Origin of the sequence: Megasphaera indica (assembly GCF_046614755.1) — a bacterium.
GTDB classification, from domain to species: domain Bacteria; phylum Bacillota; class Negativicutes; order Veillonellales; family Megasphaeraceae; genus Megasphaera; species Megasphaera intestinihominis.
Map to the genome: position 1 here is coordinate 1 of NZ_JBKKJR010000019.1, position 26488 is coordinate 26488.

The 26488-nt window shown below is 54.6% G+C and carries 25 protein-coding genes and 1 riboswitch; of the genes, 3 read left to right on the top strand and 22 right to left on the bottom strand.

Annotation, left to right across the window (positions count from 1 at the left end; genetic code table 11):
• Positions 1 to 175 precede the first annotated feature (175 nt).
• From ACFCTO_RS09385 to ACFCTO_RS09440, 12 genes are all read right to left on the bottom strand, one after another.
• Positions 176 to 1453 carry a hypothetical protein gene (locus ACFCTO_RS09385; protein WP_499876784.1) on the bottom strand — a complete coding sequence of 426 codons (1278 nt, stop codon included), beginning with the start codon at positions 1451 to 1453 and terminating at the stop codon, positions 176 to 178.
• A gap of 204 nt (positions 1454 to 1657) precedes the next feature.
• Positions 1658 to 3169: a lysine--tRNA ligase gene (gene lysS / locus ACFCTO_RS09390; protein WP_499876785.1), complete on the bottom strand. Its 1512-nt coding sequence runs from the start codon at positions 3167 to 3169 to the stop codon at positions 1658 to 1660.
• A 17-nt stretch (positions 3170 to 3186) separates the two neighbouring features.
• On the bottom strand, positions 3187 to 3675 hold the full coding sequence (greA, locus tag ACFCTO_RS09395) for a transcription elongation factor GreA (protein WP_020311496.1): 489 nt from the start codon (positions 3673 to 3675) through the stop codon (positions 3187 to 3189).
• Positions 3676 to 3781: 106 nt separating this feature from the next.
• Positions 3782 to 4780, bottom strand: a complete 999-nt coding sequence (dusB, locus tag ACFCTO_RS09400; RefSeq protein WP_302485023.1) for a tRNA dihydrouridine synthase DusB — start codon at positions 4778 to 4780, stop codon at positions 3782 to 3784.
• Positions 4764 to 5528: a type III pantothenate kinase gene (locus tag ACFCTO_RS09405; RefSeq protein ID WP_370837083.1), complete on the bottom strand. Its 765-nt coding sequence runs from the start codon at positions 5526 to 5528 to the stop codon at positions 4764 to 4766. Before ACFCTO_RS09405 ends, dusB begins: the two co-directional genes overlap by 17 nt.
• Positions 5529 to 5614: 86 nt before the next feature.
• Complete coding sequence (locus ACFCTO_RS09410; protein WP_499876786.1) at positions 5615 to 6583, bottom strand: biotin--[acetyl-CoA-carboxylase] ligase; 969 nt, start codon at positions 6581 to 6583, stop codon at positions 5615 to 5617.
• Between the two features lie 235 nt (positions 6584 to 6818).
• The gene (gene ftsH / locus ACFCTO_RS09415; RefSeq protein ID WP_499876787.1) at positions 6819 to 8867 is read right to left on the bottom strand and encodes an ATP-dependent zinc metalloprotease FtsH; all 2049 of its coding nucleotides are present in this window, start codon (positions 8865 to 8867) and stop codon (positions 6819 to 6821) included.
• An 89-nt stretch (positions 8868 to 8956) separates the two neighbouring features.
• Complete coding sequence (gene hpt / locus ACFCTO_RS09420; RefSeq protein ID WP_020311501.1) at positions 8957 to 9496, bottom strand: hypoxanthine phosphoribosyltransferase; 540 nt, start codon at positions 9494 to 9496, stop codon at positions 8957 to 8959.
• A gap of 26 nt (positions 9497 to 9522) precedes the next feature.
• Complete coding sequence (gene tilS / locus ACFCTO_RS09425) at positions 9523 to 10515, bottom strand: tRNA lysidine(34) synthetase TilS (protein WP_499876788.1); 993 nt, start codon at positions 10513 to 10515, stop codon at positions 9523 to 9525.
• Positions 10512 to 11435, bottom strand: coding sequence for a Ppx/GppA phosphatase family protein (locus ACFCTO_RS09430; protein ID WP_292261776.1), 924 nt, complete (start codon positions 11433 to 11435; stop codon positions 10512 to 10514). The genes tilS and ACFCTO_RS09430 overlap by 4 nt, the downstream gene beginning before the upstream one ends.
• 85 nt (positions 11436 to 11520) lie before the next feature.
• Complete coding sequence (locus ACFCTO_RS09435; protein WP_370843114.1) at positions 11521 to 11970, bottom strand: S1 domain-containing RNA-binding protein; 450 nt, start codon at positions 11968 to 11970, stop codon at positions 11521 to 11523.
• Between the two features lie 108 nt (positions 11971 to 12078).
• Positions 12079 to 12426, bottom strand: coding sequence for an FtsB family cell division protein (locus tag ACFCTO_RS09440; protein WP_020311504.1), 348 nt, complete (start codon positions 12424 to 12426; stop codon positions 12079 to 12081).
• A gap of 164 nt (positions 12427 to 12590) precedes the next feature.
• On the opposite strand from ACFCTO_RS09440, the gene ACFCTO_RS09445 reads away from it, so the two are divergent.
• Together ACFCTO_RS09445 and ACFCTO_RS09450 are read left to right on the top strand one after the other, a co-directional pair.
• A complete protein-coding gene (locus tag ACFCTO_RS09445; protein ID WP_292261768.1) occupies positions 12591 to 13994 on the top strand; it encodes an FAD-binding oxidoreductase in 1404 nt (467 codons plus the stop codon).
• A gap of 52 nt (positions 13995 to 14046) precedes the next feature.
• Positions 14047 to 14178: riboswitch (FMN riboswitch) on the top strand.
• Between the two features lie 114 nt (positions 14179 to 14292).
• Positions 14293 to 15510, top strand: a complete 1218-nt coding sequence (locus ACFCTO_RS09450; protein WP_292261767.1) for a bifunctional 3,4-dihydroxy-2-butanone-4-phosphate synthase/GTP cyclohydrolase II — start codon at positions 14293 to 14295, stop codon at positions 15508 to 15510.
• A 338-nt stretch (positions 15511 to 15848) separates the two neighbouring features.
• On the opposite strand, the gene ACFCTO_RS09455 is transcribed toward ACFCTO_RS09450, so the two are convergent.
• Positions 15849 to 16517 carry a Crp/Fnr family transcriptional regulator gene (locus ACFCTO_RS09455; protein ID WP_292300892.1) on the bottom strand — a complete coding sequence of 223 codons (669 nt, stop codon included), beginning with the start codon at positions 16515 to 16517 and terminating at the stop codon, positions 15849 to 15851.
• A 123-nt stretch (positions 16518 to 16640) separates the two neighbouring features.
• Between ACFCTO_RS09455 and ACFCTO_RS09460 the strand changes: the two genes are divergently transcribed.
• Positions 16641 to 17339: an ATP-binding protein gene (locus tag ACFCTO_RS09460; RefSeq protein WP_292262233.1), complete on the top strand. Its 699-nt coding sequence runs from the start codon at positions 16641 to 16643 to the stop codon at positions 17337 to 17339.
• Positions 17340 to 17587: 248 nt separating this feature from the next.
• Here the strand turns inward: ACFCTO_RS09460 and ACFCTO_RS09465 are convergent, their stop codons facing one another.
• The 9 genes from ACFCTO_RS09465 to pyrG all read right to left on the bottom strand — a co-directional run bounded on the left by ACFCTO_RS09465 (position 17588) and on the right by pyrG (position 26446).
• On the bottom strand, positions 17588 to 18028 hold the full coding sequence (locus ACFCTO_RS09465) for an Lrp/AsnC family transcriptional regulator (RefSeq protein WP_499876789.1): 441 nt from the start codon (positions 18026 to 18028) through the stop codon (positions 17588 to 17590).
• Positions 18029 to 18157: 129 nt separating this feature from the next.
• Entirely contained in the window at positions 18158 to 19105 is a 948-nt protein-coding gene (locus tag ACFCTO_RS09470; RefSeq protein WP_020311508.1) for an FAD:protein FMN transferase, read from the bottom strand.
• A 117-nt stretch (positions 19106 to 19222) separates the two neighbouring features.
• Positions 19223 to 20080, bottom strand: coding sequence for an RnfABCDGE type electron transport complex subunit B (gene rnfB / locus ACFCTO_RS09475; protein WP_020311509.1), 858 nt, complete (start codon positions 20078 to 20080; stop codon positions 19223 to 19225).
• Positions 20081 to 20101: 21 nt separating this feature from the next.
• Positions 20102 to 20674 carry an electron transport complex protein RnfA gene (locus ACFCTO_RS09480; protein WP_020311510.1) on the bottom strand — a complete coding sequence of 191 codons (573 nt, stop codon included), beginning with the start codon at positions 20672 to 20674 and terminating at the stop codon, positions 20102 to 20104.
• Positions 20674 to 21297 carry an electron transport complex subunit RsxE gene (gene rsxE, locus ACFCTO_RS09485; protein ID WP_020311511.1) on the bottom strand — a complete coding sequence of 208 codons (624 nt, stop codon included), beginning with the start codon at positions 21295 to 21297 and terminating at the stop codon, positions 20674 to 20676. The genes ACFCTO_RS09480 and rsxE overlap by 1 nt, the downstream gene beginning before the upstream one ends.
• A gap of 2 nt (positions 21298 to 21299) precedes the next feature.
• On the bottom strand, positions 21300 to 21851 hold the full coding sequence (locus tag ACFCTO_RS09490) for an RnfABCDGE type electron transport complex subunit G (protein ID WP_292299306.1): 552 nt from the start codon (positions 21849 to 21851) through the stop codon (positions 21300 to 21302).
• 1 nt (position 21852) lies between these two features.
• Complete coding sequence (locus ACFCTO_RS09495) at positions 21853 to 22884, bottom strand: RnfABCDGE type electron transport complex subunit D (RefSeq protein ID WP_499876790.1); 1032 nt, start codon at positions 22882 to 22884, stop codon at positions 21853 to 21855.
• Between the two features lie 17 nt (positions 22885 to 22901).
• Positions 22902 to 24257: an electron transport complex subunit RsxC gene (gene rsxC, locus ACFCTO_RS09500; protein ID WP_014015125.1), complete on the bottom strand. Its 1356-nt coding sequence runs from the start codon at positions 24255 to 24257 to the stop codon at positions 22902 to 22904.
• A 578-nt stretch (positions 24258 to 24835) separates the two neighbouring features.
• Positions 24836 to 26446, bottom strand: coding sequence for a CTP synthase (gene pyrG / locus ACFCTO_RS09505; RefSeq protein WP_020311515.1), 1611 nt, complete (start codon positions 26444 to 26446; stop codon positions 24836 to 24838).
• Positions 26447 to 26488: the final 42 nt, after the last annotated feature.

Here is a 26488-nt window from a genome sequence, read left to right on the forward strand (position 1 = left end):
TAATGAATTCATCGCGTAACTCCTTTGAGATGATGTGTTTTAGCAGATTCATTATACTTCAAAGGTGTGGTTACGCGATATTTATTTGTTCAAAAAGTTGTAAACTGCTGTTTCATCATATAAGTAAAGCATTTTTGCTATTTTATTTTGACATATGACAAAACAATATGTATCATCATTTCAATCCATACCGTTCCATCGGGTCCTGGATGTTCTTGATCGGCGTCGACGTCAGGATGATGTCATCGACATAGGGCTCGTTGTGACGCACGACGATGACCAGGGACACGCCTTTCTGATAGGGACTGTCATAGTAATAGGCGTCGACGGATTTTTCTTTGTCCGGTCCCCATTCGACGCGGTCCGGCCGGCCATATAAGGCCAGGATCGTCGAGACGTGATAACCCAGGGTCGCCCCGCGGCCAGTATAGGCGTTATTCGTCAAGAGGAAGACTTTCTGCACGATATTGCGCCGGTCCACTTCGACGCCGTAATCGCCATAGAGCCAGAAGTTGCTGTTATTGCGCTTGACCAGGTTGGTCCACATGTTGTACTTGTTCGGCTCGAAAGGCTGGTTGAGACCGAAACCCATGAGGGTAAAGTCACGTTCGCCCAGTTTCATGCGGTCCGCCGGTTCGTCCCCCGTAATGTACGGCGGCCGCACGGGCATGAGGGCCACGCGTTCGATACGGCGGTTGCCGATGGCAAAGACGTACATGACATCTTTCCGCGGACTTTCATAAGTGAAGTAATAGACATTGGCATCGGCATCGCGCAGGACCGAATCGGGCAGGCCATATTGGCGCAGCAGCACTTCGGCCGGATATTTCAGGCGTACGTCCCGGCCGATTAGGATGTTCGTCCCAGCCGACAGGAACATCGATTCCGCACCGGGCAGGACGGCTTTGCGCGTATCGGCACTGTGGCGCAGGCTGTCAGCCGTCTTGTTGCGGAAAGTAAAGCGCATTTTCAAGTCCTTGTCGTTGTACTGCATGGTCGTATAGTGGGTGCTGCGGGAAAACTTCGCCGGCGGCCCAAAAATGCGCTTGACCTTGGCCGGGCTGTCGCCGTGATGGATGCTGCCGATGTAGAAATCACTGGCCTGCAGGGGCGGAATGGTCAGCGTATCCAGCGAATCGAGGAGGACGCAGTCATCATCCGTCGGTACATGGGCCATTTCTTTTTTGCTGTCTTTATTCTCTTTGCCGTCTTTATCGGATTTATCCGCTTTGCCGGTTTTGTCATCGGACTGGGGCGCGACGGCCTTGATGGCCTTATCGGCGTCCTTCTGGACAGACGGAACGGTCCCGGCTTTCCCGCCGGCATCCACTGCGGCTGCAGCGGCAGTCCCGGTCAGGGCCTTTTCCGGCTTTTCAGCTGGTGCCGCCCCCGTTGCCGGCCCCCAGGCCAGGCAGGCAGCGAAGACCAGCGCAGCCATGGCTGTACATTTCATAGCGTTCCTCCTTCGTAGGATTGAGAAAACGGAGCTGTCCAATGAAGACAGCTCCGTTTTACGTTGGTCGCAGGCCGTTCATCGTTTGTCGCAAGGGAGCAAAAATAACAAGCCATCGCGATGAACGATGAACGACGAACGAAAAACTTTTAAGTCAAAGGAATCGTGCATGATGGCAGAAACCTTCATGGAACCGTCCTTGTCTTATTTATGCTGTTCCGGGCGGCTCAACGGGAAGAGGAGAACGTCGCGGATAGACGGGCTGTTGGTCAGGAACATGACCAGTCGGTCAATGCCGATGCCCAGGCCGCCTGTCGGAGGCAGGCCATATTCCAGTGCGCGGCAGTAGTCTTCGTCCATCTGATGCGCTTCGTCATCGCCGCGTTCCCGTTCCTTCATCTGTTCGATGAAGCGGTTGCGCTGGTCGATGGGGTCATTCAATTCCGAGAAGCCATTGGCCAGTTCGCGGCCATAGATGAAGGCTTCAAAACGATAGGTCAAGAGCGGATTGTCCCGGTCCTGTTTGGTGAGCGGCGAGATTTCCAGGGGATGACCGGTGATGATCGTCGGCTGGATGAGGTTTTCTTCGACGAATTTTTCAAAGAAAGCGTTGATGATCTTGCCGACGCCATCGTACTGGCCGTATTCGACGTCGTGTTCGTCAGCCATCTTGCGGGCCGTTTCGACATCGGTAATGCCTTCAAAGTCAGCACCGTTGAATTTCTTGACGGCTTCGATCATGGTCATGCGGTCCCACGGCGGCGTGAGGTCGATTTCCTTGTCGATATAGGTCAATTTCATCGTGCCATAGAGCATTTCTGCCAGTTTGGAGACCATGTCTTCCGTAATGTTGATGACGTCTTCCAAGTCGCCATAAGCCTGGTACAATTCGACCGTCGTGAATTCCGGGTTATGCCGTGTATCGATGCCTTCGTTGCGGAAGCAGCGGTTCATTTCATAAACCCGTTCCAAGCCGCCGACGAGGAGGCGTTTGAGGTGGAGTTCCGGTGCGATACGCAGGTAGATGTCCATATCGAGGGCGTTGTGATGTGTCTTGAACGGACGGGCTGCAGCGCCGCCGGCGATGGTATGGAGCATCGGTGTTTCGACTTCCAGGAAGTGGCGGTCATCGAGGTATTTGCGGATGCCCTTGATGATCTTCGACCGTTTGATGAACGTGTCTTTGACTTCCGGATTGACGATGAGGTCGAGGTAGCGCTGGCGATACCGCGTTTCCTTATCGGTCAGGCCATGGAATTTTTCCGGCAGCGGACGGAGCGATTTGGACAAGAGGGTCCATTTTTCGACGCGGATCGTCGTTTCGCCCGTATGGGTGACGAAGACTGTCCCTTCGACGCCGACGATATCACCGATATCGAGGAGCTTGAATAAATTGTACGATTCTTCACCGAGTACGTCTTTGCGGAAATAGAGCTGGATTTCGCCGCTCAAGTCGCGGAGGACGCAGAATGCAGTCTTGCCGTGGCGGCGGATGGCCATGAGGCGGCCGGCGACGCTGACGACGATTTCATTCTTTTCCAGTTCAACGGCGTCATCTTTGACTTCCTGTGCATGATGATCCCAGTTGTATTTCTGACCGAAGGGATAGACGCCGGCGTCGATGAATTCCTGCATCTTTTCGCGGCGGACCTTCATTTGGTCATTCAATTTTTCTTCTTCAATAATGGGCGTTTCTTTTTCTTTCGTGTCCGACATGATATTCCTCCTAGGATTTATTCTGCATCAGGCGGCAAGATGCGGTATTTGATTTCACCTGCCGGTGCTTTGACGGTAACGATAGCCGGATTGGCAGCATCGATGACCTGGCCGAGGATGGCTTTCCCTACAGGAGATTCATTGGAAATGCGGCCGTTGAACGGATCGGCTTCTGCCGTACCGACGACGGTGTAATCGAAGCGGTCCCCCGTTTCGGCATCTTCCAGGATGACTTTGGAACCGAGGCGGACTTTATCCGAGCCATCATCAGTTTCCTTGATGATCTTAGCCGTGCGGATTTTGGCTTCCAATTCGGCAATACGGCCTTCGATGATGCCCTGTTCATTCTTGGCGGCATCGTATTCGGCGTTTTCGCTCAAGTCACCGAGGGCGATAGCTTCTTTGATGCGCTGAGAAATTTCAATGCGGCGGACCGATTTCAGTTCATTCAATTCATCTTTTAATTTCTGTAACCCTTCCTGGGTAATCAGCGTTTCGTTGGTCATGATATTCCTGCTCCTCCTGCGATATAATCACGTTTCAATATTATATCTTTAATTTATACCGTACTCTTAATTATATGCACATCCGTCCCTTGTGTCAATAAAACAGCTATGTCCCTGCCCGGCGCGCCTTGTCCATCATGTCGCGGACGATGGCTCGGAATTCGTCAGCCGAACCGGCCCGGTTGATGCGTTCGCGCAGGGCCGCCGAGCCATAGAGGCCGTGGGTATACCACGAGGCGTGGGAGCGCATCTCCCGGACGCCGATGTATTCGCCTTTATAGGCCAGCAGGGCTTCAAAATGGGACAGCATCTGTTCATAACGTTCCATGGCCGTCGGCGGCGGCAGGACTTCGCCCGTCGCCAAATAATGGCGTATCTGCGGGAAAATCCAGGGATTGCCCTGAGCGCCGCGGCCGACCATGACGGCACCGCAGCCGGTCTGTTCCATCAGGGCTGCCGCCGACGGGCCGTCGACGACGTCGCCGTTGCCGATGACCGGGATGGATACGGCATCGACGACGGCTTTGATTTTCTGCCAGTCCGCCTTGCCGCTATAGAACTGTTCCCGCGTCCGTCCGTGGACGGTGACGGCAGCGGCACCAGCCGCCTCAGCCCGTTTGGCCAGCTCCGGCGCCGTAAAAGAGGCGTCATCCCAGCCGGTGCGCATCTTGACCGTGACCGGGATGGACACGGCGCCGACGACGGCACGGATGACTTTTTCTGCCAGGGGCAGGTTCTTCATCAAGGCCGAGCCGTCGCCGTTCTTGACGACTTTCTTGACGGGACAGCCCATATTGATATCGACGATATCGGCACCGGCTTCTTCGACGACGGCCGCTGCCTGGGCCATGACGTCCGGGTCCGAGCCGAAAATCTGCATGGACAGGGGGTGTTCCCCATCTTCGATGTGCAGCAGTTCTTCCGTATGCTGGTTGCGGTAGCGGATGCCCTGGGAACTGACCATTTCCGCGCAGACCAGGGCCGCTCCATAGCGGTGGGCGATGACCCGGTACGGCGCATCGCAGACGCCGGCCATAGGGGCCAGGATGACCGGGGCATCGAGCTCGACCGTGCCGATGGCAAAGGGCTTAATGGTTGCGGTCATAAATGATTCTCAACCCTTCCAGGGTCAGCATGGGTTCGACGACGTCAATGGCATCCGTAGCCGGAGCGACGATGACGGCCAGGCCGCCCGTAGCGACGACTTTAGCCTTGCATCCCAGTTCCTTGCGCATACGGGCGACGATGCCGTCGACTTGGCCGACGAAGCCATAGAAGACACCGGCCTGCATACTTTCGATGGTATTGCGGCAGATGACCTTATCCGTGCGGACGACTTCGATACGCGGCAGTTTCGCCGTGCGCTGGACCAGGGCGTCTGTAGAGATGCCGATGCCCGGGCAGATGGCGCCGCCGAGGTAATTTCCTTTCTTGTCGACGGCACAGAAGGTCGTCGCCGTGCCGAAGTCGATGATGATGACCGGGCCGCCGAATTTTTCATACGCTGCAACGGCGTTGACGATGCGGTCGGCACCGACTTCACGGGGATTGTCGTATTTGATGTCCATGCCCGTCTTGACACCCGGTCCGATGATCAGCGGTGTCAGGCCGAAATAGCGCTGGCACATGCGTTCCAGCGTGGGCATGACCGGCGGTACGACCGACGAAATGATGATGGCATCGATTTCATCGGAGTTGACGCCGTTCAAATAAAAGAGGTTGCGAATGAGGACGCCGTATTCATCGGTCGTCCGGAGGCGGTTCGTCGATACGCGCCAGTGGTCCATGAGCTCTTTTCCCTTGAAAATGCCCAGGACAATATTTGTATTCCCTACATCAATGACTAATAGCATAACTTTATCTCCTGCCTACTTTAAGTTGATAATACGCCTATTATAATAACAGAGTTTGCCTGTCTTGAATAGTCTTTACGGCTAAATTAAGCCGGACGGACATGAATATCCCCTGCCATGACGACTTCCACGCCTTCTGGCGTCGCAACGAGGAGATTGCCGTTCTCATCGATATCGACGGCTTTGCCGGAAAAGGTCTTGTCGATGGATGTGACCGTTACGTCCTGGCCCAATATGCAGGACAGGGCCCGCCATTCGGCCAGGATCGGTGCGAACCCCTCACGGCAGACGGTCTGGTACAGCCCTTCGATTTCCTTCAGCAGCGTTTCCAGCAGGGCCAGCCGGCTGACGCGGACGCCTTCGCGGGCAAAACTGGTGACGATGGACTGCAAATCCTTAGGCAGGTCCTCGGCGGTGATGCCCGTATTGACGCCGATGCCCATGATGATGTAGTTGACCTTTTCTGCCGAACCGTTGAGTTCGGTCAGGATGCCCACCATCTTGCGGCCCTTGACCAGGATGTCGTTAGGCCACTTGATGCCGCAGTCCGTCAGGCCGTGATGGCGGATGGCCCGGGCCACGGCGACGGCAGCCATGAGGGTCATCTTGGAGACTTCCATAGGCGGGATGTTAGGCCGCAGAATCAGGGAGAACCAGACGCCCTTGGCAAAAGGCGACAAGAACGAGCGGTTAATGCGTCCCCGGCCTCCGGTCTGTTCTTCGGCGACGACGATGGTCCCTTCCGGGGCGCTTTCATCGGCCAGCTTCTTGGCGACATTATTCGTCGAATCGACGCGTTCCCGGTAGACGATATGACGTCCCACGACTTTCGTCGAAAGCCCTTCTTCGATAGCCTGTTCCGACAGCAGTTCCGGTGCTTCGCGCAGACAATACCCTTTCTTGGTATACGACTCGATGACATAGCCCCGCTGTTTGAGGACGCGGATATGCTTCCATACGGCCGTCCGGGAAATCCCGAGCTGCTCAGAAATCTGCTGGCCCGATACGAATTCGTCCTTGTGCTGTATCAAAAAATCGAGAATGTCTTGTCTCATAGCAATCACCTCTGCCGCTGCCCCTGGCAGCATCCATTCAAAAAAAAGCGCTACTCCCTAGCGCATAACTCACCTATTCTATGTAGAAATTGTAACATAAACGATAACCCTGTCAAGGGGAGGTTAGGGGTTAGGGGTTGGGGGTTGGGGGTTAGGGGTTAGGGGCTAGGGGCTAGGGGCTAACTGCTAACTGCTAAAAAAGCTTGCCGCACATGCGACAAGCTTTTTTCACTCTCTATTTTTCTTCGTCAGCCTTTTTTTCTTCTTCGTCCTTATCGGTCAGGCCTGTGGTCAGGCCGCCTTTGGGGACAGGGTTTCCCCAGGGGCTGATCTGTACTTCTGTCTGTTCGGCTTTGGGAGCTGCCGGTGCAGGTGCTTCTTCCTTGGCTGTCGGAGCGGCTTCGGAAACGGCTGCTGTGTCCGGTGTTTCGGCTTCTGCCGTTTCTGCCGGTATTTCAGCAGCTTCTTTTTTAGCGTCCTGCGGCCCTTCCAAGGTGCCGTATTTGACCAGGTTATCGACTTGCTGATGATTGATCGTTTCGACTTCCATCAGGGCATTGGCCATATTTTTCAGCGTATCCAGGTGTTCCCGCAGCATGTGGAGCACGTCGGCATAGGCTTCCGATACGGTGTCGTGCATTTCCTTGTCGATGAGTTCGGCTACGCTTTCGCCGTAGTTGCGTTCGTGGCCCAGGCTCTTGCCGAGGAAGACCTGGTCCTGCTGTTCGCCAAAGACCATGGGGCCCAGTTTCGGGCTCATGCCCAGGCGGGTGATCATCTGGCGGGCGATACGGGTGACGCTCTGAAGGTCACCGGAAGCGCCGCTGCTGATTTCGTTGAAGACGATTTCTTCAGCAGCCCGGCCACCGAGAGCGACGCGGATCTGGGCCAGGTAGTACGACTTCGTTTCATACGACCGGTCTTCTTCCGGCAGCATCATGGTATAGCCGCCAGCCCGGCCGCGGGGGATGATGGTGACCTTGTGGACCGGGTCGGCATCAGGCAGGAGATAGGCGATGAGGGCGTGGCCCGATTCGTGGACTGCCGTCAGGCGCTTTTCCTTATCGCTGATGACATGGCTGCGGCGTTCCGGACCGAAGCAGACTTTTTCGCTGGCTTCTTCCAGTTCAGCCATGTTGATGACTTTCTTATTAGCCCGGGCAGCCAGGAGGGCTGCTTCGTTGAGCAGGTTGCCCAAGTCGGCACCGGTGAAGCCCGGCGTCTTCTTGGCGATGACGTCGAGGTCGACATCCTTGCCGAGAGGCTTGCCTTTGGCGTGGACGTCGAGGATAGCCCGGCGGCCGCGCAGGTCCGGCCGGTCGACGGTAATCTGCCGGTCGAAACGGCCTGGACGGAGGAGCGCCGGGTCGAGGATATCCGGACGGTTGGTCGCAGCGATGGTGATGATGCCTTCGTTGGAACCGAAGCCATCCATTTCGACCAGGAGCTGGTTCAATGTCTGTTCCCGTTCGTCATGACCACCGCCAAGGCCAGCACCGCGCTGGCGGCCGACGGCATCAATTTCGTCGATGAAGACGATGCAGGGCGCATTCTTCTTGGCCTGTGTGAACAAATCACGGACACGGGAGGCACCGACGCCGACGAACATTTCGACGAAGTCGGAACCGCTGATGCTGAAGAAGGGGACACCGGCTTCGCCGGCTACGGCACGAGCCAGGAGGGTCTTGCCGGTCCCCGGAGGACCGAAGAGGAGCACCCCTTTGGGTATCTTGGCGCCAATGGCATTATACTTGCTGGGGTTGCGCAGGAATTCGACGATTTCCGCCAGTTCCTCCTTCGCTTCGTCTTCACCAGCAACGTCTTTAAAGGTAACCTTGATCTTACCTTCCCCGTGCATCTTGGCATGGCTCTTGCCAAAGTTCATGACCCGGCCGCCGCCGCCTTGGGTCTGCTGCATGATGAAGAACCAGACGGCAATGAGGACCAGGATCGGCAGGACTGCTGTCAGCATGTTCATCCACCACGAAGGCTGTTCGGGCGGTTTGGCGATGATGTTGACATCAGCATCGCGCAGTGCCGGCAAGAGTGCCGAATCGGTCGGGGCATAAGAAGTAAAAGAGGTTCCGTCTTTCAGCTGTCCGACGATAGCGTGGTCGGCTGTGATCTGGACGGCATCGACTTTTTTCTGCTGCACCTGACTCATGAAATTCGTGTAAGAAATTTCCGATTTATCTGTCTTACTGCTGGTAAAGGCATCTATAATCGATACGGCGACGATGATGATGAGTAAGTATAAACTTACATTCCGCACAAATTTACTCAAAATATGGCTCCTTTCACTTAGTTTATGATAATGCTTTTTTATTCCAACCAATACAGTCTTATATTACCACACTTCTTCTAAAGCAACAACTACTTGGAATATACTTCTTCTTTCAAAATGCCAATGTACGGCAGGTTGCGGTAGCGGCTGTCGTAGTCGAGGCCATAGCCGACGACGAAGGCATCGGGGATTTCAAAGCCGTTGTAATCGACAGGGACTTCGACCTGGCGGCGGGCCGGCTTGCTGAGGAGGGTTGCCAATTTGACCGAGCGGGCCCCCCGTTCCTGGAGCATGGGGACGAGATGGCTCAAGGTGACGCCCGTGTCGATGATGTCTTCGACGATGAGGACATCTTTATCCTTGACATCGTTATCGAGGTCCTTGCGGATCTTGAGGACACCTGACGACGTCGTCGACGAACCGTAGCTGGAGCAGCTCATGAAATCGAAGTAGACCGGGCCGTCGATGCAGCGGGCCAGGTCGGTGAAAAAGGTGACGGCCCCTTTGAGGATGCCGCACATGAGGATGGTCTTGCCGGCATAATCTTTAGTGATCTGCGCACCCAGTTCGCGGACGCGGGCAGCAATCTGTTCTTCTGTAAATAAAATTTCTTTGATATCCTGATGCATCTTGTTTTCCTCCGTGAAAAAGTGAATTACCCCTGCCGTCCCCTGCGGGGAACGGCAGGACCCAGGCAGAGGGCTGTCCGGGTCGTATAAGCACAGGCCCGGCCGCACTGGAACTGTTTTCCAGCTCCTTTGGCGGCCAGGTCCCGTATCGTTTCAACATAATGAAAAGGCAGGTCCTGACGAGAGCCCGTCGCCTCCTGCCACAAGCGGCGGATGAGGCGCCGCTGCATAGCCAGCGGCTGGGCCAGCAAGCGCTTCTTGTCTAAAGCCGGTACGTCTTCGGGAAGGACGAGCTGCCCATAGAGTGTTTCGGCAGCGTCGTCCAGAAAGGCTTCGTCGGCCCTGACGATATCGGCTAGGCGGTTCAGGTCCGCCGTAATGGCCGGGTTATAAGCCTGCAGCTGCGGCAGCAGGTCCAGGCGTATCCGGTTGCGGCTGTAGCGCCGGCTGTCATTGGTTTCGTCGTGACAGACCGGAAGGTCCCGGGCCGCGGCATAGGCTGCCAGCTCCGCCTTGGTCACCATAAGCAGCGGCCGGATGATGTCGCCCCGCCTGGGCGCCATGCCGCAGAGGCCGTCGAGGCCGCTGCCGCGCAGGAGATGGAGCAATACCGTTTCGGCCTGATCATCGGCGTGATGGGCCACGGCAATGCGTTCGGCCCCGCAGGCCCGGGCCGTTTCCCGCAGGATGCGGTAGCGTTCGCGCCGGCCTACGGTTTCTTCCGACGCCTTTTCCCGCCGGGCCAGGGCCGGCACGTCGACGTACTGCCAGGCAAAACCGCAATGGCGGCGCACGGCTTCGCGCCGTACCAGGCCGACTTCTTCATCGGCCGCCCGGCGGATGCCGTGGTGGACGTAGCAGGCCGTCAAGGTCAGCCTATATAACGGGGCCAGGCGGCTCAGTATATCCAGCAGGGCCAGCGAATCGGGCCCGCCGGAGCAGGCGACGACCAGGGCCCTTCCCGGCTGCCACAGGCCGTGCTGCCTGCCGTAAGCGTCTACGCGGTCGACGAGGTTCACGACTGGCGGTCCCGGGAGTTCCAGGCCGCATCATGGAAGGAATGGCGGAAAAAGACGCCTTCCATGAGATCCCGTTCGCTGACGGTGATGGCCGGGATGTGATAGCGCTGGAGAAAGGACTTGGCAATGAGCAGGCCGGCGACGATGATGTCGCTGCGCTTGGGCTGCAGGCCCGGTACGTGGCGCCGTTCTTCCGGCGTCATGGCCTGGAGGCGTTCGATATGACCGCACAGGGCATCATAGGAAACGCGATGGCCTTCGACTTTCTCTGCATCGTAGACGGCCAGCTGCAAGTCCATGGCCGCCAGAGTCGTCAGCGTCCCGCCGACGCCGATGAGCAGGTCCGGCTGGACCTGCATGGGCAGCCATTCCTGATAGCAGCGGTTTTCCAGATGGGCGACGGCCTGATGGCTCATAACTTCGCCCCGTGTAAAGCGTACCGCCCCCATGGGGTAGCTGTGGGACCAGCACAGGTCACCGCCGCGGCCGACGGCGACTTCACTGCTGCCGCCGCCGATGTCGATGACGGCTGCCGTCACATCGGGGCTGAGCGAGGCCGTAGCTCCAGTGAAGCTGAGCGACGCTTCTTCCAGGCCCGAAATGGCCCGGCAGTGCCAGCCGAAACGGGCCCGCACTTCTGCCAGGAAGGCCTGGCCGTCGATAGCTTCGCGGACGGCACTGGTGGCGACGGCACAGACCGGTACGCCTGTCAGCTGTTCTTTCCAGCCTTCCATGGCCGCAAAGGACGCTTCCATCCCTGCCGGTGACAAATGGTGTGTTTCATCGATATCTTTCCCCAGCCGCGTCGTCGCCAGTTCTTTCGGCGAAAAGATCCACGTGCCCGGGACTTCCTGCCAGCCCGTCATGAGTCGCAGGGAGTTGGAGCCGATGTCGATGACTGCATACTTCTGATACTCCATATCTGCTCCTTCCTGTAAACGTAAAAAGGCGCTGTCTTTGTGCAACAGCGCCCTTCTTTTTTACCTTCCGCTATTCAATACGCACTCAATCAGCATGGCGCGCACCGCGGCCGCCGCGTTTCGATTCCGTATTGCGCTTCAAATCCATCAGGCGTTCATCGCTTTCCTTCAGGAATTTGCTGAGCCGGTCTTCAAAAGACAGCGAGCCCGACGAACGGCGCGAATCAAAGCCGTTATGCTGGCGGAATTCATGTTTCTGCCGAAAATCGCGTTTCGGACGGAATTCTTTCTTTTCCGGCGCCGGCTGGGTCTGTTTGATAGACAGGGCGATTTTTCCCTTATCGTCTACAGACAACACTTTGACGTTGACCTTGTCTCGAACTTTCAAAAAATCATTTACATCTTTGACATACTCATTAGCGACTTCAGAAATATGTACAAGACCTACCTTCTTATCCGGAAGCTCTACGAATGCGCCAAATTTTGTGATTCCTGTAACGGTACCTTCCATCACACTGCCTATTTCGATTGTCATGCTGTTTTGATTTCCTCCTTGTAATATCAGCATTACTGCTAAACGTATAAAGCCATTATACTCATAAATGCCAAAAAATTCAATCATCAAAATACAAAATATAGGGAATCACGGCTTATAGGGAATTTCATCGGGCTTGGCCAGGCCGAACTGTTCGCGCGCTTCCCGGGCGATTTCATCGGGATCATTCAGCTTGTCACGCCGTTCGCGAAGGCGAAGATTTTCGTCCCGCAAGGTCTGTTCCTGCTGCAGGGTCCGGTTCATGTCGTCATGGATTTCCCACAGCCTGTAGAGGCGGACGCCGATGAGATAGAAGCCGGCGACGATGATGGCCACGAGAATAAGATTGTACCAGCTCATCTGCCGGAGCCGGATGAGCAGCCCTGTACGGCGCTTCCGGGGGACCTTACGGCGCTTCTTTCGGCGCCGGGGCTGGCGATACTGCTTGGTTTCCACCCAATCACCCTTTCTAAGAACAAGAGACTGAAAAAGTCTTACCCTATAGTATACCGTGCTTTGCTGGCAAGATAAAGTTTTTTTGTAAAATTCCTTTTAAAATGGGCGGCAGTTATATATAATAGAGGCACGACATTTTGTATCTTATCCGAGGGGGAACACGTATGCACTATGAAAAAATAACGACAGAAATCCTGGAAAAATTAAAGGCCATCGTCGGCCCGAAAGACGTCGTCACCGACGCCGACGCCATGCAGCCTTATTCCCATGACGAAGTGACCGACCCGGCTTACCATCACATGCCCGAAGCCGTCGTCTTTGCCGAAACGGCCCAGCAGGTCAGCGCCATCATCAAGCTGGCCAATGCCTGCCACTTCCCTGTCGTCCCCCGCGGGGCCGGCACGGGTCTGGCCTGCGGCGCCGTCCCGGAATACGGCGGCATCGTCTTGTCGCTGGAAAAGATGAACAAGATACTGGAAATCAATGAAGACGGCCTCTATGCCGTCGTCGAACCGGGTGTACGCACGTCGGACCTGCAGGAAGCGGCCGAAAAGAAAGGCCTCTTCTACGCTGGCGACCCGTGCAGCGGCGACTCGTGCTTCATCGGCGGCAACATCGCCACCAACGCCGGCGGCAACCGGGCCGTCAAATACGGGACGACGCGCCACCAGGTCTACAGCGTGGAAGTCGTCAACCCGACAGGGCGCATCGTCAACCTCGGCGCGCGCCTGCAGAAACAGTCGACAGGCTATTCCCTGGACCAGCTGGTCATCGGCTCCGAAGGGACCCTGGGCATCATCACCAAGGCGACGCTGAAGCTCCTGCCCAAGCCGAAGTACGCCCTCGACCTGCTGGCCATCTTCGACGACCGCCGCCAGGCCATGGGCGTCGTCACCAAAATCATCAAGGCCGGCATCACGCCGACGTGCGTCGAATTCATGGACAACATCACCATCAAGTCCGTCGAAAAATACCTCAATGAAAATCTCCAGGGCAGCGACAACGGCAACTACGTCATCGTCGAAGTCGAAGGGACCAGCGAAGACGACCTGGACGACAAGGCCGTCATCCTCGACGAAGTCTGCACGGAAAACGGCGCGTCGTCAGTCCTCGTCGCTGACCACAATAAGATCTGGCAGGCCCGCAAGGCCTTTGCCGAAGCCGTCCGCGCCGAAAGCCTCATCGTCTGCAAAGAAGACGTCGTCGTCCCTGTCGACCAGGAAGCGGCCCTCCTCGATGAAATCCTGCGCCTGGCCAAGAAATACAACCTGGTCACACGTATCGCCAGCCACGCCGGCGACGGCAACATTCACTTGAACATCCTCAAGAATGAAGATGCCACCTACGAAGACTGGGACCAGCGGGTCAAGGCCAACCAGCAGGAACTGTACAAATTCATTTATGCCCACGGCGGCCGCCTGTCCGGCGAACACGGCATCGGCTACAAGCGCAAGCATTTGATGGAAGAATTCACCGATCCCGGCGAACTGGAAATGATGAAGGCCATCAAGAAAGCCCTTGACCCGAACGACATCCTCAACCCGGGGAAAATCTTCGACGTCGACTAACTTGCAAAAATGAAAGTTACCGTGTATAATACATAACAGAACTGAATAAAACGTATATCTTCAGGGCAGGGTGAAATTCCCGATCGGCGGTATAGTCCGCGAACGCTACGGCGTAGGAGCCATTGGCTCGTGATTTGGTGCGATTCCAAAACCGACAGTATAGTCTGGATGGAAGAAGATGTGGCGTGCTGTTTCTGCAGCGTGCCTTTCCTTGCATGTCAAAGCCCTGTGCCTCATCGCCAGGGCTTTTTGAGTACCACCAACTATGGACAATACAGACTTTAAGGAGGTCTTTATTTTGACTACAGAAAAACGCAAATTCAACACTATCGAAGAAGCATTGGAAGAATTACAGGCCGGCCACGTCATCATCGTTACCGACGACCCGGACCGCGAAAACGAAGGCGACTTCATCTGCGCCGCCCAGTACTGCACGACAGAAAACATGAACTTCATGGCCAGCCACGGCAAGGGCCTGATCTGCATGCCCATGAGCATCGAATATGCCCATAAGCTCGGCCTGCCCCAGATGGTCAGCGAAAATACAGATAACCACGAAACGGCCTTCACTGTTTCCATCGACTACGTCGACACGACGACGGGCATCTCGGCTGTCGAACGCGCCCTGACGGCCCGCAAATGCGCTGAAGAATCGGCCCGTCCCGAAGACTTCCGCCGTCCTGGCCACAACTTCCCCCTCGTCGCCAAACGCGGCGGTGTCCTGACCCGCAACGGCCACACGGAAGCCACGGTCGACCTCATGCGCCTGGCCGGGCTCAAACAGGTCGGCCTGTGCTGCGAAATCATGGCAGACGACGGCACGATGATGCGCACGCCGGACCTCTGGAAAATCGCCGACGAATACGGCCTGAAATTCATCACCATCCACGATCTCCAGAACTACTGCCGCCGCCACGACAAACACGTCATCCGCGAAGCCGTCGCCAAGATGCCGACGAAATACGGCGATTTCAAGATCTACGGCTACATCAACGACCTGACGGGCGAACATCACGTCGCTCTGGTCAAAGGCGAAATCGGCGACGGCAAGAACCTCCTGTGCCGCGTCCATTCCGAATGCCTTACAGGCGACGTCTTCGGCTCCCGCCGCTGCGACTGCGGTGAACAGCTGGCCGCTGCCCTGACACAGATCAACGCCGAAGGCCGGGGCATCCTCCTCTACATGCGCCAGGAAGGCCGTGGCATCGGCCTCATCAATAAGCTCAAAGCCTACGTCCTCCAGGAACAGGGCTACGATACAGTCGAAGCCAATGAAAAACTCGGCTTCGCTCCGGACCTTCGCGAATACTGGATCGGTGCCCAGATTCTCCAGGACATGGGCGCTAAAGAAATCCGCCTGCTCACGAACAACCCGGAAAAAGTCTACGGCCTCGAAGGCTTCGGCGTCGAAATCGTAGAACGCGTCCCCATCGAAATGAAACCCCAGAAATTCGACGAATTCTACTTGGAAACGAAAAAGAATAAAATGGGCCACATCCTCCCCCATCTGCATTAAAAGCGAGTAAAAAAGGCGCTGTCGCATGAAGACAGCGCCTTTTTTAGCAGTGGCTCGTGGCTCGTGGCTCGTAGGGGTCGCCACGTGGGCGACCCGCCGGGTATTGGGCAACATTATCCCCAAGCTGGAAAATCACTCATATTCTGAAGCGGGCTTGCCACGTGCAAGCCCCTACAGATGTGACGCCTCGGGAATTTCTTTTTTAGTAGTCAGTGGTTCGTGGCTCGTGGTTCGTAAGGGCCGTCCTGAAAGCCTTTCTGGCCCACCAGGTACCGATTAGCGGGAGGCGCAGGGTAGCTGCCAGAACGGACAGCTTAGCTGGCGGCCCGCCGATTTCCTTAATGTTCCTGCAGCAAGGTGAATTTGTCCTTGTGGTAATCGATGAGGCCTTCTTTTTTCATCTTGCTCAGTTCGGCCGATAAGGCGCTGCGGTCGACGGAGAGGAAGTCGGCCATCTGCTGGCGGTTGAAAGGCAGGACGAAGGTGGCCTTCCCTTTTTGCCGGGCCATGTCGGACAGGTAGAGCATGATTTTCTGGCGCGTCGAGCGCTGGGTCAGGTAGCGCATCTTTTCCGTAAGGAGGCGGTTCTTTTCGGCCATCAGGCCCAGGAGGTTGCCTGTAAAACGAGCCTGGTCCGGCGTCAGGACCTGACCGGCATGGAGGATATTGCCGACATAGACCTGCATGATGACCGCATCCGAGGCAGCGACGACGTCGACCGTTGCCGGCGCGTCGGGCAGACAGGCAAAGGCTTCGCCGAAAAAGAAGCCAGCCGGGATCTGGGACAGGATATTGCGGTTCCCCCAGTAATCTTCCTGGATGATGTGGACCGCCCCTTCCAGGACCAGTCCGATATAGGGGACGGCATCGCCGGAATAAAAGAGGAATTCCCCTTTTTCATACTTCTTCTTGCGTACCTTCAAGCGCTGCAAGAGCGGCAGGACATCGGCTTCGGCGACGCCGTGGAAGAGCGGCGACGTTTCAATGAGGGAAAGATATTGTTCCATGGAAAGACCTCCAAAAAAAAGATGATAGTTGGAAAAACAACAGCTTATTTTTGCTCCATCGACTATACTTAGACCATAAAGGTCCCAAACCAGTTTGATGCATATACCACGATGGAGGAAATTATGATACGTAAAATTATACAGATTGATTCGAAAAAATGCAATGGCTGCGGCGCCTGCGCCACGGCCTGTCACGAAGGAGCTATCGCCATGGTCGACGGCAAGGCCCGCCTCATGCGCGATGACTACTGCGACGGCCTGGGCGACTGCCTGCCCCATTGCCCGACGGATGCCATCACCTTTGTCGAACGCGAAGCAGCTGCCTATGATGAAGAAGCCGTGAAACAGCACATGGCCGCCCAGGGACGGACCTACACCGGCCGCTGTCCCGGCAGCCAGGCCCGCAGCCTCGGCGAAACGCAGAAAAGGGCTGACGACGTTCCTGCCGGGCCGTCCATCTCCCGCCTGAGCCAGTGGCCGGTCCAGCTCAAGCTCGTACCGCCCCATACGCCTTATTTCAACGGTGCCAGCCTGCTCATCGCGGCCGACTGTACGGCTTATGCCTACGCCCGCTTCCACGAAGATTTCATCAAGGGCCGCATCACCCTCATCGGCTGCCCTAAACTCGACGACATCGACTACGCCGAAAAATTGACAGAAATCCTCCGCCAGAACGACATCCACGACGTCACCCTGGTACGCATGGAAGTCCCGTGCTGCGGCGGCCTGGAAATGGCTGCCAAAAGAGCCCTCGCACAGAGCGGCAAAGATATCCCCTTCGAGGTACGCATCATCAGCCTCGACGGGAAGATAAAAGGATAGTAAAAAGGTTTGCCGCGTAGCGGCAAGCCTTTTTATCGTAGGGGCCGTCCCAAAGGGCGGCCCGTTCTGGTTAGTTGTTAGCGGATGGTTTTAAATTTAAAAGTCTTCACTAAAAACTACAAACTGCAAACTTAACACTCAAAAAGAGGCTGTCTTAATGCGACAGCCTCTTTTGAGTTGTTAGCGGTTCGTCAATGTCTGCGGGGCGCCCTTTGGGCGTCCCCTACGAATACGAGCCACGACGCTCTTTACACATTCCATTCTTCTTTGAGTGTCGACAGGCACATGAAGGTCTGGGACGAGGCGACCGTCGGGATTTCGTTCAATACCTGCATGAGGAAGTGTTCCAGGTCATCCGGTGTCTTGACCAGCACTTTGAGCAAGTAGTCAAAGGCGCCGACGACGTGGTGACATTCCAGGACTTCCGGGTACTGGACGATTTTCGAGCGGAATTCTTCAACATCGCCAGAGCGTTCGAGATTGACCATAATGAAAGCCGTCACGTTGTAACCGGTCTTACGGCGGCTGATTTTGGCACCGTAGCCTTCGATGATGCCGTTGTGTTCCATCTTGCGGATGCGTTCGGCAACAGCCGGAATGGACAAGCCGACGACCTTGCTGATTTCCGTAGCCGAATCTTTGCCATTGTGTTTGAGTATCGTTAAAATTTTGTCATCGATATGATCCATATGTAGATACTACCCTCCATAATTTCTAAAATTTACATATCTATTATCTTACAAACGAATGAAAAAGTAAATAGACTTAAAGATATTAATTTTTTTTCTGCTATACTTTTTGCTTCTATGGAGGCTGGTTTATTCCGAATCGGAAAGATGGAAATCACTATTCAAGTCAGAGAAATTATCGGCAAAGCCCTGGGTCATGTAGACGGCATTGTCACTGCCTGTAATTTCACAGTTGACGCCTTCCATGCTGCTTGCCAGTTCCATCCCCTTCTGCGGTCCCAGGACGAAGACGATAGTCGTCATCATGTCACTGAGCATGCCTGCATGAGGTACGGAGCCGTCGATGACGACGGAGTCGCTCATGACGCCGGACCGGGCGGGATAGCCCGTGCGGGGGTCGAAGATATGGTGGTAGCGGACGCCATCCTGGATGAAATAGCGTTCATAGTCGCCTGATGTGGACAGGGCCTGGTTCTCAATGGATACGATGCCCAGGAAGCTCTTGTCATCGTCAGAGCGGGGATGTTTGATACCGATGCGCCAGGGCTTGCCCTTGGTCGTCTTGCCGACGGCATACATCGAGCTGGCGCCGAGGTTGATGAGGCCGCTTTCGATGTGGTGTTTTTCATAAATCTTGCGGATTTCATCGACAGCATAGCCTTTGGCCACGCCGCCCAGGTCGATGGCCATGCCCGGTTTAGCCAGCATGACGCTGTGGTCTTCCGGCCGCAGGAGGATGTCCTTATAGTTGACCTTCATCAGGGCCTGGGAAATCTCATCGGCTGACGGCACGTGCTGGTCGTCGTTGCCGATGCGCCATAAATTGGTCATGACGCCGACGGTGATGTCCCATTCGCCCTGGCTCTTGGCCGAATAATCCTTGGCGTATTCAATCATTTCATAAATGGCCGGGTCGACCTGGACGTATGCTTTGCCGGCAGCGGCATTGATACGGCTTACGTCGCTGTCTTCATTCTGTCCTGCCAGTTTGTCCAGCTGATTCAGGCGTTCAAAGCCTTCATCGACTGCTTCTTTGGCTTCTTTCCCGGACGCCCGCAGGGAGACCGTCGTATCCATGGCGACACCGCTCCTATCAAAAGAAGACTCCGGATGCAGACTGCATCCGGAGCAACTAAGGATGATGAGGAACGCCATGGTGAGAAGAACCCATACATACCGTTTCTTATCCATGTATTAACCTACGTTTTCTTCTTTCTTGAAAGAGCCTTTGATCATTTCGTTGATGGCACCAGTCGGGCACTTGGTCAGGCAGGTAGCATTGTCACAGGTGTGGCAGATGTCCTGGTTGACGACGGCCAGATGGTCGATGATCTTGATAGCCCCTTCTTCCTGGTGCGAGCAGTTACGCATGCAGGAACCGCAGCCGAGGCACAGGGCCTTGCAGTTCTTCATAGCCGGAGCGCCGAAATCTTTGGAGCTGCAGCTGATGCTGACTTTGGCACTGATCGGCAGGAGTTCGATGACGTGGTTCGGGCAGACAGAAGCGCATTTACCGCAGCCTGTGCAGAGCGTCTTGTTGACGACAGGCAGGCCATTTTCGCCCATGCTCATAGCACCGAACGGGCAGGCACGCGTGCAGTTACCGAAGCCGAGACAGCCGAATTTACAGAATTTCGGGCCCTGCTGGACAATCTTAGCAGCCGCGCAGTCATGAACACCTTTGTATTCATAAGCCAGTTTGGCAATGCCATTGCCGCCGCGGCATTTGATGTGAGCGTATTTCGGTTCCGTAGCTTCAGCGACTTTGCCTGTCAACTTAGCGACGACAGCAGCGACTTCAGCTTTACCAGGAACACAGAGGTTAGGCGGAACGTTCGGGTCGAGGACGACGGCTTCCGCATATTTTGCACAGCCGGCGAAACCGCAGGCACCGCACTGGCCCTGAGGAAGTGCTTCTTTTACTTCGCCGATGAGCGGATTTTCTTCCATGGCAAATTTCTTATCAGCACTTGCAAGGATAAAGCCGAAGACGATACCGATGCAAACCATGACGCCGACAGCATACATAGCTATCGTTGTATAATCGTACATAATCTAATTCACTCCTTTGCCTTAAATCATACCGGAGAAGCCGAGGAAGGCCAGGGACATCATACCGGCGACGATGAAAGCGATTGGTGTGCCTTTCAGAGCGTGGGGAACAGCGGCATAGTCCAATTTTTCACGGCAGCTTGCCATGAGAATCAGAGCTACGGCGAAGCCGAGGCCTGCGCCAACAGCAAAGACGATGTTTTCCAAGAAGTTATAACCGCTGGTGACACTGATGACCGGGACGGACAGGACGATACAGTTCGTAGCGATCAGCATGAGGTAAATGCCCCACATGTTATACAAGGTCGGCGATTCTTTCTTGATGACAATTTCCAGCAGCTGTACGAAACTTGCGATCAAGATAACGAAGGAAATCGTACGCAGGAATTCCAAATGAAGCGGTACCAGGACTAAGTTGTACAGGCACCATGCCAGGATAGTACTCATAGTGATGACGGCAGTGACGGCGAAGCCCATGCCGACAGAGGCGTTCAGGTTCTTGGAAACGCCGAAGAAGATACACAAACCGAGGAACTTGGTCAATACGAAGTTGTTAATCAAGACAGCCCCGATGAACAGCGTAAAGTATTCCATTATCCTTCACTCCCTTTCAGTTGTCTCTGTCTTTCAACATGTTCATTCCAGATTTTGAAACCAGCCATGATGAAACCGATGAGCATGAAGGCTCCAGGCGGCAAGGCCATGATCAGAGCCGGCTGATAGGACGGACCGAAGACAGGGATACCAAAGAAGGTACCGTTGCCGAGGATTTCACGGACGAAGGAAATGAGGAACATAGCAATGGTAAAGCCAATGCCCATGCCCATGCCGTCGAGGAAGGAAACGACGACGCCGTTTTTCGATGCAACCGATTCAGCACGAGCCAGGATGATAGCAAATACGACGACCAAGTCGAGGTATACGCCCAGGGCTTTGTACAGATCCGGAGCAAAAGCCTGTAAGAACAGCTGTACGCACGTTACGATAGTAGCGATACAGGTGATGTAAACAGGGATACGGACTTTTTTGTTGATCAGCTTGTGAATGATGGAAACGACCGTATTGTTAGCCGTGATGACGAACCATACTGTGCAGCCCATGGTCAGGCCATTGACGATGCTTGTCGTAACGGCAAGGCCCGGGCACAGGCTCAAGGCCAGGACGAAGTACGGGTTTTCTTCAATAATGCCTCTAGTAAATACTTTCCAAAGATTCATTATTATTTACCCCCTAACTCTGCTGCTTTCTGAACAGCCTGTTTAACGCCCAAAGTGAAAGCACGGGAAGAAATGGTAGCACCGGTCATGGCCTGGATTTTATCCTTTTCGCTAGCACTCTTGGTGACTTCCAAGTTTTCCAGTTTTTTGCCTTTGAACTGATCTTTAAACGGAGATTTAGCACCTCTGTCGCCGAGGCCCGGAGTTTCGTTGGCTTCGAGGACCGTGTAGTCCATAACTGTGCCATCCATGGAAACAGCCGTCAGCATCTTGATAGCGCCGCCGTAACCTTTCGGAGCCGTCGGAATGATATAAGCAACTTTCTTGCCGCCCTGTTCAGCGACGAAGGTATCTTTTTCGCCAGGGACGGGATCGAATTTTTCAGCCTGCGGAACGAGGGATTTCATGGAATCCTGTTTCATCTGTTCAGCTTTTTCATAGGCAATCTTGCCAGTAGCAGCATAGACGACGCCGATGATACAGCCGGAAACCAGGCAGGTCAGGATAAGGTTCATCGCAACCTTGAAGATTCCGCTTTCGTTTTTGTCTGCCATTTTATTTAGCCCCCTTTTTTACTGCGCCAAAGACGGTCGGTTTGACCAGACGGTCGATGAGCGGAGTCAAGGTATTCATGAGCAAGATGGAGTAGCAAACCCCTTCCGGATAACCGCCAAGGGTACGGATGAGGACCGTAATCAGGCCGCAGCCCAATGCGAAGATCATCTGGCCTTTCAGGGTAATCGGAGCCGTGACCATATCGGTTGCCATGAAGAAGGCGCCGATGATGAGGCCGCCAGCCATCATTTCAAAGATTGCAACGTTGACGCCATAGAAAGCACCCATGAGGACGCCGACGGTAGCAATCATGATGACCGGAACCTGCCAGTTGATGTAGCCTTTGTAGATCAGCCACAGACCACCGAGGATGAGGAGGACTGTCGACGTTTCGCCGAGGGAACCGTTGCGGAACCCGAAGAATAAGCTCTGATAAATCGTGCCCCAATCGTTGGTACCGAAGAGATTGAAGAGAGCATCTACGCCGCCGTGTTTGAAGACGTTCAGCGGTGTAGCCCCAGCGACACCGTCGATGACGGTCCCATTGAGCTGGGTCCAGGTCGTCATGGCGATCGGCCAGGAAACCATCAAACCAGCACGGCCGACGTGAGCCGGGTTGAAGATGTTGTAGCCAAGGCCGCCCATGGCCTGTTTACAAACGACGATAGCCAGGAAGGAACCGATGATGCTCATCCACCAGGGAAGGCTCGGCGGGCAGCACATAGCCAGGAGAAGGCCTGTGATGACGGCAGAACCATCTTTGATGGTGACGCGTTTGTGCATCATTTTTTCCCATAAGAATTCAAATACAACTGCCGAGACAATTGCGACGATGATATTGACGAGAGCATTGACACCGAAATAGTAGACGCCGAACGCAGCAGCCGGTACAAGGGCGGCGACGACATTCCACATAATCTTAGGAATGGTTTCGTTACAGCGAACATGCGGTGAAGATGCTACGGTAAGTTTAAATTCCTGCATGTCTTTAGCATCCTTTCCATTTGTTTGTCCTTTAGCTTCTGGACTCATGATATCCCTTCTTCCAATTAGTTCTTGGCTTTCTGTGCTTCAGCTTTAGCCTGCGCTGCGCGCTGGATAGCTTTGCACTGGCCTTTCGCATTGCGGATATACTGGACAATGTTACGTTTTGCCGGGCAGGTATAAACACAGCTGCCACATTCGACACAGTTCATGACGCCGTATTCCATGCATTTATCCCATGCCTGGCAGGACGAGAAGATGCTGAGCTGGCTCGGAATGAGGCCCATGGGACATGCTTCTACGCAACGGCCGCAGCGGATGCACGGAGATTCTTCGCCGACCTGGCATTTTTCCGGAGAGAGAGCCAGGATACCGGAAGCGCCTTTGGTGATCGGCACATCGAGCTGATACTGGGCCAGACCCATCATCGGGCCGCCGGCAATCAGGCGATCCGGCTGTTTGGAGAAGCCGCCGCAGTAGTCGATGGCTTCCTGGAAAGTCGTACCGATACGGAGACGGAGGTTCTTCGGTTCTTTGATGCAGTCACCGGTAACGGTCGTAAGGCGTTCGATGAAGGGGATGCCCTGGCAGACAGCATCGGTGATGGCAATGACCGTACCGACGTTGCTGACGACGCAGCCGACGTTCATAGGAAGTCCACCCGGTTCGACCTGACGGCCTGTGCAAGCTTCGATCATCATCTTTTCAGCACCCTGGGGGTACTTCGTCTTACAAGCGAGAACCGTAACTTCAGGAATATCTTTGAAAGCTTCGGTCAGGTTCTGGATGGCTTCCGGCTTGTTGTCTTCAATGCCGATGAAGGCCTTCTTGACGCCGAGGACTTTCATGCAGATCTGGACGCCCGTGACGAGTTTGTCCGTCGTTTCCTTTTCGACCATGGCACGATAGTCACAAGTCAGATACGGTTCACATTCGGCACCGTTGACGATGAACGTATCGACCGGTTTGTTCGGAGCCAATTTGACGTGAGCCGGGAAAGTAGCACCGCCGCAGCCGACGACGCCGGCTTTCTTGATGAGTTCCAAGATTTCCTTGCTGTCGAGCTGTTTCCAGTCGTGAGCCTGGGGAATCCCTTCTGCCCATTCATCTTTGCCATCTGCTTCGATGACGACAGCCATGCATTTGACCATCATGTTGTGCGGCATAGGCGCAACTTTGATGACTTTGCCGGACGTAGATGCATGGATGTCGGCATGCAAGAATGCGTCACTCGTCCCGATAAGCTGGCCTTTCTTGACCAGGTCACCGACTTTGACGGTCGGCGTACAAGGCGCACCAAAGTGCTGGCTCATGGGAATGACGACTTGAGCCGGTACTGCCGGGGTTTCTATGGCTTTGTCTTTTGCATAGATCTTGCCATCGTCAGGATGGACCCCACCTCTTTTAAAGGTATTCAACATCAAAAATCACCTCATTATTATATAATGAAAAATAATAAAAACATGAATCATGCTTTCAATCGCTTACATTATATCATTATGTAGCATATTATTCAATGTGAAAATCAGAGCAAAGTTACACATTTAACTTATTTTTATGACCTGCCGGGCGCAGGAAAAAGAAGTCAAAAATTGTCCGGATACAAAGAGATAACGTAGTTTACATTTCCGTATACGTCACCCGTTTTGTATAGTATAAAGGCCGTTCTTACCCTATTTTATAAGGATGCATAATAACAAAAAATAGTTTATCTTTCATGTCGCCATAACTAACTTTTATCGTATTTTGACGGCTCTAGAACAACTTGCCATACGTTCAATAAATCACATATATATGCATCCTATATGCGTCTGCTGCATAGACGTGAAAAAGGCGCTGTCTTATGACAGCGCCTTTGGGAGTATTAAGTTTGCAGTTTGTAGTTTTTAGTGAAGGTTTTTAAATTTAAAGCCATCTTCTACAAACTCCGTACTACAAACTATAAATTAAAAGGGGCCTTGCATGATGGCAGAACCCTTCATGCGGCGGCCCCCACTAATTATTCCCCTTTCAATTCCAAAGCCGTTTTGATCAGGCCTTTGAATAACGGATGGGCTTTGGTCGGGCGAGATTTGAATTCCGGATGGAACTGGCAGCCTACGAACCAGGGGTGATCCTTGAGTTCGACGATTTCTACCAGGCGGTCGTCCGGCGATGTGCCGGAGAGGACGAGGCCGGCGTTGACCATTTCCGTGCGGTATTTGTTGTTGAATTCCCAGCGATGGCGATGGCGTTCGTAAATGAGGTTGGTGCCATAGACTTCATGGGCCTTCGTGCCTTCGGTCAGCTTGCAGGGATAGAGGCCGAGGCGCATGGTGCCGCCTTTATCGGAGATGTCGACCTGGTCGGGCATGAGGTCGATGACCGGGAATTTGGCATCTTCATGGAATTCCGACGACGTAGCGCCTTCGAGGCCGACGACGTGGCGGGCGAATTCCATGACAGCGCACTGCATACCCAGGCAGAGGCCGAGGTAAGGCACGTTGTTTTCACGGGCATACTGGACGGCGCGGATCTTGCCTTCGACGCCGCGGTTGCCGAAGCCGCCGGGGACGACGATGCCGTCGATGCCTTTGAAGACTTCTTCCATCGAGAGGTTCGGGTCTTCCAGGGTTTCCGAATCGATCCAGTGGATATTGACTTTCGTCTTATAGGCGATACCGGCATGGTTCAGAGCTTCAGCGACGCTGAGGTAAGCGTCGTGGAGAGCGACGTATTTGCCGACCAGGGCGATTTCCAGAGTCTTTTCCGTATTGTAAATGGCATGGACCATTTTCTTCCAGTCTTCCATATCGCAGGGACGATTGGGCAGGTCGAGTTTTTCCAGGACGATGCGGTCCATCCCTTCTTCCGACAAGAGGAGGGGTACTTCATAGATGCTGTTCAAGGTCTTGTTTTCGATGACGGCATCTTTGTCGATGTCGCAGAACAGGGCCAGCTTTTCTTTCATTTCGTCCGACAAGGGGCGTTCCGTCCGGCAGACGATGATATCCGGCTGGATGCCGATGCTGCGCAGTTCCTTGACGCTGTGCTGGGTCGGTTTGGTCTTCAGTTCGCCGGCAGCGCCGATATACGGTACGAGGGTGACGTGGATGTACAAGACATCATTGCGGCCGACTTCCTTCTTGATCTGGCGGATAGCTTCCAGGAACGGCAGGCTTTCGATGTCGCCGACAGTACCGCCGATTTCGGTGATGACGATGTCCGCATTGTCATCGTCGCCGACGCGGTAGACGCGGTTCTTGATTTCATTGGTGATGTGCGGGATGACCTGGACAGTATGGCCCAAATAGTCGCCGCGCCGTTCTTTCTGCAGGACCGACCAGTAGATCTTGCCGGTCGTGACGTTGGAGTTCTTGCCGAGGTTAATGTCGATGAAGCGTTCATAGTGACCGAGGTCGAGGTCCGTTTCCGTGCCATCGTCGGTGACGAAGACTTCGCCGTGCTGGTACGGGCTCATCGTGCCCGGGTCGATATTGATATAGGGGTCAAACTTCTGGATCGTGACCTTGTAGCCGCGGTTCTTCAGCAAACGGCCCAGCGATGCTGCTGTAATGCCTTTCCCTAACGAAGAAACGACGCCGCCTGTGACAAAGATGTATTTAGCCATATTTCCTCCCTGTTGAGCTTCTGCTCATCGAATCAAAAATCA